The 11,719-nt window shown below is 47.7% G+C and carries 11 protein-coding genes; 2 read left to right on the top strand and 9 right to left on the bottom strand.

Annotated features, from left to right (window positions below; genetic code table 11):
• Window positions 1-1,276, top strand: a 1,276-nt coding sequence (locus tag ABYP73_RS06715; RefSeq protein ID WP_372973823.1) for a cellulase family glycosylhydrolase, incomplete at its 5' end; no start/stop codon positions are given.
• Window positions 1,277-1,330: 54 nt separating this feature from the next.
• On the opposite strand, the gene ABYP73_RS06710 is transcribed toward ABYP73_RS06715, so the two are convergent.
• The 3 genes from ABYP73_RS06710 to ABYP73_RS06700 all read right to left on the bottom strand — a co-directional run bounded on the left by ABYP73_RS06710 (window position 1,331) and on the right by ABYP73_RS06700 (window position 4,317).
• Window positions 1,331-2,566, bottom strand: a complete 1,236-nt coding sequence (locus ABYP73_RS06710) for a glycosyltransferase (protein ID WP_372973822.1) — start codon at window positions 2,564-2,566, stop codon at window positions 1,331-1,333.
• Between the two features lie 226 nt (window positions 2,567-2,792).
• On the bottom strand, window positions 2,793-4,028 hold the full coding sequence (locus tag ABYP73_RS06705; protein ID WP_372973821.1) for a sugar isomerase: 1,236 nt from the start codon (window positions 4,026-4,028) through the stop codon (window positions 2,793-2,795).
• On the bottom strand, window positions 4,015-4,317 hold the full coding sequence (locus ABYP73_RS06700) for an STAS domain-containing protein (RefSeq protein WP_372973820.1): 303 nt from the start codon (window positions 4,315-4,317) through the stop codon (window positions 4,015-4,017). Before ABYP73_RS06700 ends, ABYP73_RS06705 begins: the two co-directional genes overlap by 14 nt.
• A 389-nt stretch (window positions 4,318-4,706) precedes the next feature.
• On the opposite strand from ABYP73_RS06700, the gene ABYP73_RS06695 reads away from it, so the two are divergent.
• Complete coding sequence (locus ABYP73_RS06695) at window positions 4,707-6,773, top strand: tetratricopeptide repeat protein (protein WP_372944499.1); 2,067 nt, start codon at window positions 4,707-4,709, stop codon at window positions 6,771-6,773.
• Between the two features lie 2 nt (window positions 6,774-6,775).
• Here ABYP73_RS06695 and ABYP73_RS06690 read toward each other — a convergent pair whose 3' ends face one another.
• From ABYP73_RS06690 to ABYP73_RS06665, 6 genes are all read right to left on the bottom strand, one after another.
• Window positions 6,776-7,483, bottom strand: a complete 708-nt coding sequence (locus ABYP73_RS06690) for a LytR/AlgR family response regulator transcription factor (RefSeq protein WP_372973819.1) — start codon at window positions 7,481-7,483, stop codon at window positions 6,776-6,778.
• 2 nt (window positions 7,484-7,485) lie between these two features.
• Window positions 7,486-7,803 (bottom strand): Hpt domain-containing protein, encoded by a 318-nt coding sequence (locus tag ABYP73_RS06685; RefSeq protein ID WP_372944497.1) that lies wholly within the window; start codon window positions 7,801-7,803, stop codon window positions 7,486-7,488.
• A gap of 2 nt (window positions 7,804-7,805) precedes the next feature.
• The gene (locus ABYP73_RS06680) at window positions 7,806-9,779 is read right to left on the bottom strand and encodes a PAS domain S-box protein (RefSeq protein WP_372973818.1); all 1,974 of its coding nucleotides are present in this window, start codon (window positions 9,777-9,779) and stop codon (window positions 7,806-7,808) included.
• Window positions 9,772-10,314, bottom strand: a complete 543-nt coding sequence (locus ABYP73_RS06675; protein WP_372944495.1) for a heme NO-binding domain-containing protein — start codon at window positions 10,312-10,314, stop codon at window positions 9,772-9,774. The genes ABYP73_RS06680 and ABYP73_RS06675 overlap by 8 nt, the downstream gene beginning before the upstream one ends.
• 74 nt (window positions 10,315-10,388) lie before the next feature.
• Complete coding sequence (locus tag ABYP73_RS06670) at window positions 10,389-10,790, bottom strand: response regulator (protein WP_372944494.1); 402 nt, start codon at window positions 10,788-10,790, stop codon at window positions 10,389-10,391.
• Window positions 10,791-10,912: 122 nt separating this feature from the next.
• Window positions 10,913-11,554 carry a TetR/AcrR family transcriptional regulator gene (locus tag ABYP73_RS06665; protein ID WP_372944493.1) on the bottom strand — a complete coding sequence of 214 codons (642 nt, stop codon included), beginning with the start codon at window positions 11,552-11,554 and terminating at the stop codon, window positions 10,913-10,915.
• Between the last annotated feature and the right edge of the window lie 165 nt (window positions 11,555-11,719).

Below are 11,719 nucleotides of genomic sequence, written 5' to 3'. Positions count from 1 at the left end.
GTGGTATGTGCGCAGTATCGCTTTTGATCAGCTAGACCCCTATGGGCTGGAGGATTATTATACGGACAGCCTGTACAGTAAACTCAGGGAGGTCATACAGTTGAATAAGGAGCATGAAACTCGCGTTTCACTTTCCACCCTGAATCATCAGCTGTCCCTGGAGTTTTACAGCCTTGATGGGAAGCTGGTGGTCTTTACGGATACGGGAATGGAGTGGTTCAGGGAGATCCGGAAAGGGGAACGGAAACTGGTGTCAGGAAGGCTCACCTCCTCCTACCGGGTCATGATGCTCCTCGAAGACGGTTTCTGGAGGGTAAGGCATATGGAAGAGATACCAAATCCGAGCAATGATGGTGCTTCGGAGAGTAGTACAGGCCCTGCCAGTATGAGGCATGTCAATGGGCTGAATTACTACCCTGCCCAGTCTCCCTGGGATACTTTTGGGGATGATTTCGATACCGGGACGCTTGCCGGGGATTTTGAAAAGATCAGTGCGATGAAACTCAACACCCTCCGGATCTTTATCCCCTATGAGGATTTCGGGGCTGCTTCCGTTAAGCCGGAAAAGCTTCAAAAATTACTCAGGTTAATGGACCTGGCCGATGAAGCCGGATTAAAGGTGCTGGTGACCCTCTTCGATTTCTACGGGAACTACGACCTGATGGACTGGACCCGCACGCACAGGCATGCTGAGACCCTCGTGGGGGCACTGAAGGATCACCCGGCCTTACTGGGCTGGGATATCAAGAATGAGCCGGATCTCGACTTTGATTCCCGGGGCAGGGCAGAGGTCCTGGACTGGCTGGAAGAGATGATAAGGCAAGTCAAGAAGTGGGATAAAGTACATCCTGTAACGATCGGGTGGTCTTCCCCTACGGCAGCGGGACATCTCTATGAACACCTGGATTTTGTCTCATACCATTACTATGAGGATCCTGAGATCTTTGAGGCCTCCCACAAAGAACTGCTGAGGGAAATTGGGAATAAACAGGTGGTGATCAGCGAGTTCGGATCTTCATCCTACAGCGGGGTATGGAATTTCTTTTCGGGTTCTGAAGAATCCCAGGCAGCCTATTATCAAAAGATGGTCACCGCTTTAAAAGGCCGGGACCTCCCTTTCCTTTCCTGGACGCTCTATGACTATAAACAGGTGCCGTCAAAGGTGGTGGGTCGCTTACCCTGGAGGAAAGCTCCCCAGCGCCATTTCGGACTCATTGACAAGGAAGGAAAGGAAAAACCAGCCTTTAGGGTTATAGCGTCGGCTTCCCATAAATGAAATGGGCGCCATTACGAGAATGACACCCACTTCTACTTAACCTAACCTTTGCGTTTAGTACGGTTTCGGCTCCTCCTTTTTCAGGACGGATTCCAGAGATATTTTTTCAGGCAGGTTTTTAAATCGGATCGCTTTAAAATAATCCGTGTACATCTTTGTGATCTCAGACATCGGCAGGGAGCACGCAGCCTTGTAATTGGTCTTGCCGAGGGCTATCCTGTACGCATCATCTTCCAGAATCCTCTGGATAGCATCTGCCAGGGACCCTGTGTTGTTTGGCTCGAAGAACTCACCGGAATATCCTTCCTCCCTGATGAGGATTCCCAGGTCGCCCAGGTCGGGCAGGGCAACAGCCTTACCATAGCTCCCGGCCTGGTGGAGTACACCCGAACTGCCGGTGGTTGAGGTATAGGGGAATACAGCTACGGCACTCTCCCCAAAGATGGTGGGAACATCCTCCTCGGCTACATATCCCGTAAACCGCAGTTGAGACACATGCGCATAACGTTTTGCCATTTCTTCCAGATATCCGGGTGTGTTCGGACTGTCTGTACCGGCGATCACGATCTCGATATCTTCAGAACTGCGTTTTCTGATCATTTCCACAGCTTCAATGAGGACCTCCACGCGTTTGTAGGTTCCGAATTTGCCAAAAGCCATTACCTGTTTGGGTCCTTTTGGGAGGCTGTAGTCCGGTTCAGGCGGGGTTTCAAAGGATCCATGGGGGATGAGGGCGATATTCCTCGCCTTGTATTTATTTTCAAGGATGGTGACGTATTTGCTGATCGTCACGGCCACTACGTCTGAGGCCAGGACAAATCGGGTCAATATACTCCCGATAAAGTTGTAGACCTTCTGCAGGAGTTTGTTCTGAGTGATCCCTGCATTTTCCAGATCTACCTGCTCCAGGATGTTGTGGATGAGGGAGATGGTCGGGATCCCCTGGATCCTGCAAAAGAAAGGGGCGAGTAACCCGAGTGCCGCAGGCACTTTTTTATCTCCGAATTTCAGGAACTGAAGGTTGAACAGGACCGCATCGGGTTGGGTTTGGCGGACTGCTTTCAGAATTCCAAAAAGGCTGAAGTAGTTGTTGAAATCCCAGGCCTCCCTGACGGTGATCTTACATCCCTTCTCTTCAAAGGAAAGATTTTTTTCTTCCGCTGTACGATCTGTAATGAGTACGATCTCATCGACTTCTTCCTGCAGGCGAAAATGCTTTACCAGGTGATAGCCGTACTCGGTAAGGGTGACCTTACTCGGGGGATAGGCGGTTACAATGGCTAGTTTCATAGGTTAAGTATTTTACTTGTTTTTACGGGACAAATATCCTTTAAAAGTACCGGTGAAATTGGCCATATCTGTTGAGCGCAGAGCTCCTGTAGACGAATGGAAAATACTTGTCGGTCAATGGTTTTTGGTTCCCGAAATTTGCCTTTCCCTGCGGTGTCTCTAAAAAAGAAAAAGGACCAGTCTGCAATCCTAAAAACTGGTCCTTTTAGAGCCTGTGATCTCATTGTCAGCTTCTTTTTCTCAGAATGAAGAACATCAATTGCGAACCCAACAGCAAGAGCATGATCATGATCTGGACCTGGACGACTTGTTCCAGGGAAGCGTGAAACAGTCTGATCGCGGCTATCTGGGAAAGCCCCAGTAAGCCGGATATGACCACAGGCACGTAACGGTCTAATGACAAGAAATAGTAGGTAAAGATATTTCCAATGGCAAACAGGGCGGTAGCCAGGGCGTATTCCCACAGCAGGTCCGCCATGGATAAATAAGCCTCTCCGAACATCAGCTGAATGATCAGTTCGGGAAACAGATAGCACCCCAGGACGATACTCAAGGCGAGGAGGGAGATGTACCCCACATACCTGAAGAGTACCGGGGTGGTCGATTCTCCCTTCTTCTCTCTCTGCACCACCTCCGGGAGCAGGAGCATCACGAAGATCCAGGCAACAAAGTAGACGACCCTGCCAATAAGGGCAAGGGAGGCATACAAACCTGCTTCGGACGATTCGAAGTAATGTTTGACCATTAGGATATCACTGTTGTTTATGATGATCTGGGTGATTTCATATCCCAGGGTCAGGATAAAAAAACGGTTTACCCTGCGGACGAGGTTTTTACGCAACCCTGAGGGTTTGGCGATGGATATATTCTTGAAATTCGAAGGTATCAGGCCAAAGAGAAAGGAAAACGCAATGCCAATCCCGACGGATAAAGCCGGATCCCAGGGGCAAAAAAGGACAAAACCCAGGGTGATGAGAAGCCTGCTCCACATTTCGGTCTGGTAGGAAAGGGAGAGGAAATTAAAATTTTGATGTCCCTGGTAGGTCCCCCGGTTCACACTCATCACAAAATAGAGGGGGATGCCAAACCCCAGGGCGATAAACATATAAGGAGACTTGGTCTGAAATATCCCTTGCAAGTCCTTGGCAAAATACACAAATACAGAAGCGACCAGCAGTCCTGCAACCAGGGCTTGTTTATAGGTGCGGTTGCGGAAATTCTCCCAGTCCGTCCCGGTAAAGATCACCGCAAATTTGGTGGTGGCCAACTGGAAGGTCATTCCCAAAAAGGAAAGTACCAGGAGAAGTGTTACGAGAAGGGCGGCATCCGCATAGGCCTCAGGACCCAGAATCCTTCCCAGCAAGATGTTATAGAGGTAGTTTCCTCCGTTCACCAGGAGGATACTTCCCATAAAGACCTGCTCCGGGCTTATTTTCTTCAGGAGATATTTAAATGAGGTCATTGCTGAGGATATAAGAAGTTCTCGTCTGTTGCATAGTGCGCTTTACAGAATCATTTTGTCTGCCAATGATGGTCAGGACCTTATTGGAAGTTGCAGCCTGGCGATATTCCCGCTCGAGGATTTTTGTGCTGAGAGGATCTATGCTCTCCACGCGGTCCAGGGAAAGGATCAGATGGTCTTTATAATTCTTTGTCAAATCCAAATGCCTGCTCAAACTATTCATATTCTGGGCATTGAGATGCCCACGGACCTCTATCAATTCATTGTTCGCTGTAATCATTAAAGCCATAATTGAAGGTTTTAGGTTAAGTATTCTTTTGAACTTATGAGGTCAAAGATCAGTTCATCTGACGTTTATTTTTGGCCCTCTGGGGCGGACGGCGAATTACTGTAGACGAATGGACATTCTCGCACTTCCGGTGCGGAAGGAGTCGCCGTAACTTTACCATATCAAATTAAATCACTTTAAAAGGTATCATTATGTCATCTGTAGTTCTGGGATATTTATACAAGGGGCGGCAATTTCAATTTGCCTTGAGACTGCTCCTGACATTGATCTTAGATGCAATGACCATTTTAGGTACCCTTCAAAATTTTCTATAGTGAACATGAATTAGACAAAATTCTATAGGCGTTTGATTCGAAACCGTGATTGCGCCCACCTTTAAAACTTAACCTATGCGACTTTACCTGACAATTTCAGTACTTCTTATCTCTGCCTTTACCTTGTATGGGCAGGGGAGCATGAATGAGGGCTTCCACCTTCTGGATTCCGGAAATTTTGCCGGTGCAGAGGAATTTTTTGACGCCTATCTTCGGGAAGCCCCCGAGAACAAAACGGCATTGATCTGTTATGGAAGGGCTGTCGGACTCAACGGGAACCCCACAAAGGCGATCTCCCATTTTGAGGCCCTGAAAGAACAGTACCCCGGGGATCTGGAGGTCGACCTTAATTTTAACGAAGCTTTTCTGTGGGATGGCCAATTCGAAAGGGCCAGGCCCCTCTACGAATCCCTTGTAAACATATATCCCGAATCTTTCGCCTCTGTCCTCGGATATGCCAATACACTCAGCAATCTGAAAGAATATCCTATGGCCCTCAGATGGATCGAAAAAGCCATTGCGCTCGACAGTGCAAATACCAGTGCGAGGCTCTCCATAAAATATATCAGGTTGGGTTACGCAGACAGCCTTATTAAGAAAAAAGAGTATAGCCGGGCAGAGGAGCTCCTGAAGGAGAACTTCATCGATTTCCCCTCAGACCGGGAGACGCTGATCAGCCTCGCCAACCTCTACCTTATAAAGAAGGAGACGGACAAAGCGAGACAGTCTTTTCTCTCCGTGGCGACTACTGCCCCGGATTCCGTCAGGGCCCTGAACGGACTCTCCCTGGTGGCCCATTTGGATCGCAACGAAAAACAGGCCCTCCGTTACGCAGAAGAAGGATTATCCAAGTCCCGAGTGATCACTGATGTGGTCCTGGGTCACCGTACACGCGAACGCTATATACAGGCCCTGATCTGGAATGGAAGGTACACCCGGGCAGGATATCAGATCGATAGCCTGGAACAGGTGTTACCGGAGGAAAGCTGGGTAAAGGCCCTTCGTGCCACCCTGGGAATGTATACCGGAAAGTTCGATAAGGCTATAAGCGAATACCGCCAAATCCTGGCTACAGACAGCACTTCATTTGACGGCAACCTGGGCAATGCCAATGCACTTTTCGCTTCAGACCGGCCTCTTAATGCTTACCGGGCAGCTTTCCGTACCCTGACCTACTATCCGGGCCAGGCCGATGCCCAGGCACTGCTTGAAAAGATCAATGAGAAGTATATTGCTTCCGTTGAGGAAAAGCCTTTCTACGCGTTTGACAATGGCAACAACATTGCTTATGGGAATCAGGTCAGCCTGCAACTTCCATTTTCAACTAAATTCAGGACACAGCTCTCGTATCTCTACCGGGAAACTGAGAATACCCTATCGGGGAACCGGGCCCTTTCCCATGTGGTCTTGGCCGGACTCACCTACACCCTCATGCCCAATACCCGCGTAAAAGCCAATGCCGGTTTCAACATTTCTCAATCCGAAGCCGGGGGATATACCCAGCCGGTGGTCGATCTCCGCTTTCAGTTCAAGCCCTTTCGCCTGCAGAATGCGGAGCTGGGATACAGAAGGGAAGTACAGAGTTTCAATGCAGACCTTATTGAGAGGGAGATCGTGATGAATCATCTGGGGCTTAACTACAACCTCAGTACCACGATGGGTCTGGGCTGGTACACCCAGGTCATGCATACTGCACAGACCGATGGGAACAGCCGTAACCTCATCTTCACTTCCCTTTATTACAATCTCTTGAAGACCCCGGCTGTTAAAACCGGGATCAACTTCCAGTATATCTCGTTTGCAGAACAGCTGCCCCAACTCTACTTCAGTCCTGAAAAATACCAGGCTGTGGAAGTATTCGGGGAGTTCAATGGGTCCTTGTCTGAAATGACAAATTTCAGATTCAATGGGGCCTTTGGGTTGCAGCAGGTAGAGGATGACCCTCAATCTGCCGTATTCAGGCTGGAAGCCGGAATAAAGCACCGGTTCTCCAAGAGGTTAGGAGCTGAGTTGTACGGAAAATATAGCAATATAGCCTCGGCTACTGCTGCAGGTTTTGAATTTACAGAGATAGGGATCGCTTTCAGGTGGAACCTCAAGGAAGTCCCTCTGTATTACAAGAAAATGCTCGCCCGCCTCTAAGGCTAGAGGAGGTTCAACCTCCGCATCAATTCGGGCCTGTTAGACCGGCTGATGGGGATCACATTCTTCTCGATCAGGACGCTATTGTCTTCAATGTCGATGATCTTCGTGAAATTGATGATATAAGACCTGTGGATCTGCAGAAAGAGATGGGCAGGTAATTTTTCCTTGATCTTTTTCAAGGTGTTGTGGACCCGGTAGTCTTCCTTCGTGGTCTTCACATCGATATAGTCGCCCTTGGCTTCAATAAATAAAATGTCCTCAAATTTGAGTTTGATCAGGCGGCGGTCGATGTTGATATAGAGTTCATTTCCAAGCCCTGAGGAGGCGGTATCCGCTCCCTGGGCCGGCTGTGCAGTCAGGGAATTCTTTACTTTTTGGATGGATTTGGCGAACCGTTCCTGGGTAATGGGTTTGACCAGGTAATCCACAATGGCCTCGTATTCGTAGGCCTCAATGGCAAACTCAGTATCCGACGTAGTCAGGACCACCTTAGGGGGATTCTTGAGGGTCTGTACAAAGTCGATCCCTGTGAAACCCGGCATATGGATGTCCAGGAAAACGAGATCGATATTTTGTTGATTCAGGAATTTGATGGCATCGATCGCATTGGAGAACTCTTCGATGACATCGAGCTCCGGGGTTTTGGCACAGAGCTGGGAAACAATGGCCCTGGCGGCTGCTTCATCGTCAATGATAATGCATGTCATGGTCAAATGGTCTTTAAGTACTTTTCAATCGTTTCCAGGATCTCCCGGAAGGCTTCGGACAGGTCGGAATTACCTTGGCGCAATCCCTCTTCATAGTCAACCGCTATGCCATAACCTTGCTCCAGCCCGAGAATATTCAGTTTGTGTTTCAATTTATGAACCATAAGGGCCGTATCATGCAGGCGTTTCTCTTGCAATGCCTTTTCATACTCCTTTTTCTCCCCCGGGAATTCATCCTTCAAGATAGTAATAAATTTATCTTCGAAAGCGGTATCACCTCCGGCGAGTTGTTTGATATAGGAGAGATTGGGTTGTTCCACATCTATTTTTTTAAGGTGAAGAAGAACGTGGTCCCTTGACCTACCTCGCTTTCCAGCCAGATTTCACCCTGGTAGAGGTCTATGATTTTCTTTACGATAGACAATCCAATCCCCGTAGAGCGTTCTTCGTTGCCGATGGATTGAAATATTTTAAAGATTTTTTCGTGGTATTCCTCAGGGATGCCCACGCCGTTATCCCTAATGTAAAATTCCCAGTGATCCTTTTCTTCCTTTACCCCAATGGCAACGATCCCTTCTTCCTTATCGATATTGGTAACGGCATTACCGATCAGGTTCTGAAAGAGTTGGTGCATCTTGGTGGCATCTGCTTCAAGGGTGGGGAGAGGATCCATGATAATGACATTCACGTGATCGGGGATAAAAATAATCTCCCTGATCTCGTTCACCACAGTATTCAGGTCTACAGGAGAATTCTCCAGGGATTCACTCTTGATACTGGAGTATTTTAAGATGCCGTCAATCAGCTTGTCCATCCCTTCGACTTTTTCCTGCATCATTTGCAGGTTGTAAATCCCAGCGTCGTCCAGCTTATCCTTGTAATCATCGTAGAGCCATGTAGCCAGGGCACTGATACTCCTCAGGGGAGATTTCAGGTCGTGGGAAACTATATGGGCGTATTCCTGCAGCCCCTTATTGCTTTCTTCCAGCTCCGCCAGCAGTTCTTCCTTTTGTATTTCAAGGTTTTTCTGGGCGGTGATATCGAGGTGGATACCGATGGAACCTATCACTTTACCAGCCTCATCATATCTCGGTGCCCCGCTCACCAGCCAGTGTTTTTCCTTTCCTGATTTGGCCAGTACCTTTATTTCATACGAATTAGACCTGCCTTTGAGGCGTTCTTTCCCTTTTTCCTCGATCAGGTTTTTTTCACGGACCTTGAGAATATCGGCTGCTTTGGAACCCAACAATTCTTTTTCGGAGTACCCGCTCATGGTACAGAAACTCTGGTTGACCAGTTGGATTATGTCTTCATTGTCTACTTCGACCAGACCGAGGTTCATATTGGCGATGATGCTCCAGTACTTTTCTTTTTGTGCTTCAATATTCCTTTTGTAGTTCTTTCTGAGGGTCACATCCTGGTAGGTCCAAAGGTGGCCCTTGTATTTTCCGTCGCTGAAAATGGGGATGTAATCCCTTTCCAGGATTCTCCCATCCTTCATTTTCAATTCATCGGAAAGCACCAGTTTTTTGGATTTCAGGACCTTTTCAATCCTTTTCACAAAACCTTCAGGATCCGCAAAATGGTGTTTGCTCTCTTCGGCAGCGTTCGAGCAGTCGGCCCCTTTCAACTGATCCGGGGACACCGGTATCTGAAAGAGGTCACAGAACATCTGGTTGGTCAGGGATATCTTTCTGTCCTCGCTCTCGAGCAGGACGCCCGTCTGCAGGTTGGAGATCAGGGTAGCCAATCGGTTCTGAGAGGCCCTGATCTGTTCTTGTGCCTCCATCTCCCCGGTGATGTCGCGTATGATCCCCTGGGCCGCGATGGGGTTTCGGTCCTTGTCATAGATCATACTGCTGTTGACCTGCACAAATCGGGTCGACCCGTCCTTGAGGAAGATCCTGGCGCGGTAATTTTTTAAGGTGCCCACACTGTAGAGCTGTTTCAAGGCATCCAAAGTGTAATCCCGATAATCCGGATGGACTAGTGTACTGAGGTTCAGGGCTTCTTTGGTGTGATCGTATCCGAGGAATTGAACAGCGGCAGAATTCATCCGGATCACATTGGTATCCAGGTCCATGACCACATAAGGGTCTACGATATTGACAAATACCCCTTCGAGCTCAGAGGTCTTTTCGCTCAGCAGGTTTTCCAGCCTGGCGTTGGTTTCCTGGAGTTGGCGTGAGGTTTCGTACAGCTCCCGGGATTTCTCTTCCAGGATCATTTCCGCCTGCCGCCGGGCTTTTTTCTGGCGTTCCAGCGCCTTTTTCAGCAAGACGACCTTGTTATCCATGCTGGACGATATCGAATTTAACCTGGGTCCCGTCTTCTTTCAGCAGTTCGTACGAGATATGCGCGGAGCCGTTAAAATGAATAAAGCATTTTTCCATAAGTCCCTGAGCCAGGCAGTATAATCCCCGGGAAGAGTTATAGATCATGGACAGGGAATTGTCTGTCTTGTCAACGATGGTGAAGGTGGGTAGTTCAGCATCGGGATACAGCTTCTTTACATGCACATGGATGTGGTCCTCAATAGACATGAGCAGGGCAAGCGGAGACTTGTAGTTTTCGATAATATCCGGATGGGCCTTGCCCAGGCTGTCGAACAGATAGAGTCCGAAGGTATGGAGCAATTTGTTTGCCGGGATATCCACGGTCTTGCTCAGTTGTGTGAGGAGGGAGACCATTTCATTAAAATCATAGGTCCCCACCGATGTGTAGATTCCTTCGGAGGGCAGGGAGGACTCTTCAATGATCTGTTCGGTAACTTCCAAACCAAAGGTCTCTTCAACCATCTCCAGGAATTCAGTAAAAACAATGCCTTTCATATCTTCTCTAACGGTTCACAAGGTAGGAATATTAGCACCTGAGCAAAAAATATGTTGTAAAACCTTTATTTTCATCAGGCTTTGATCAATTCGTTTACCTCCCAATAGGCGATCAATTTTTGGATCTTGTCTTCGTAATCCTCATATTTCAGAGGTTTTATGATATAGCCTGCTATTCCGATTCGATAGCATTCCAACAGGTCAGTCCGGTTCTGGGATGTGGTGAGGATAATGGTAGGCAAATATCTGAGTTTCGGATCCTCTTTTAGGATACGTAAAAATTCGATCCCATTCATCCTGGGCATGTTCAGGTCCAGCAGGATGATATCAGGCAACTTATCAGGACCGTTGAGGATCTCGAGGGCTTCCTCCCCGTTCTTGGCTTGTATGATCCTATGTTGAACAGGCCATTTTGAAATGGTCCTGTTGAGTTTCATCGACTCAATAGCATCATCTTCGATAAATAAAATATTCATTACGGTACAGGTTAAGTAACTGTCTAAGATCTGCTTTTGCCGGATGCAAATTTGCGAATTGAAGACGAATGGAATAGAAGTGTAGACGAATGGGAGTTTGCTTTCGACCAGTACTTTTTGAATTACGCGTCACCATTTTTTAGTTTTTCCAGGAATCTTTTGTTGGCCTCAATGCCTTTTTCGGTCAGATAAGGGTAAATGAGGCTGAACTGGGCTTCCATCCCTTTTAGTACCAGGTTGTCCTCCATGCCTTTGATCCTTGCATAGGATATCCAGAAATGAGTATTTCTCCACTGGTGGGCCGCCAATTCATCGTAGAGTCCTGGAAATTCCGGGGGTTCGGGTTTCATATATCCCATCCCTATGGCCAGGTAATTCACCCCTTTGATCATCTTGAAAGCCTCGTCAACCTGTTCCTTGATCACTTTGTTGGTTTCCGGAAAGGCCTTGATGATGTTTGGGGTGTCCAGGAAAAAGAAGCAGAATTGCTGCTGGAAGACGAAAAAGCTCTTGGTGATCATCAGGCCTTCTCCCTCCATGATAAACTTTCGGTTCCCGTAAACGTCTTCGACAAGGACATGCGTCATGTAGTCGAAGATGGCCAGAACCAGGTCTTTTTTAGTAGGGTAGTGGTAGTTGAAGTTGCTAAGGCTGATCCCGCTTTTTTCGGCAATGTCCTGATTTCTGACGCTGTGAATCCCCGATTCATTAAAGAGTTCAACCGCGGCCAGTATGATCTTTTTCTTTGTTTTATTTATTTTCATAGGGTCTCTGCTGCATTTACTGAGTTAAGTTCATATACTATATATCGTTATTTATCCCGTATTAGTATACTGTATACAATATTTAAACAGTGCTGTTAGGTTCGTTTTGAGTTGAATCCGGTAGGCAAGTATTAAATATTGGAAGGATTGCCTTTTATACTCCGG

Origin of the sequence: Muriicola sp. (genome assembly GCF_041567615.1) — a bacterium.
GTDB lineage: Bacteria > Bacteroidota > Bacteroidia > Flavobacteriales > Flavobacteriaceae > Muriicola.
Note: the sequence above shows the minus strand (reverse complement) of the source record. Positions and strands in the feature narration are given on the sequence as shown.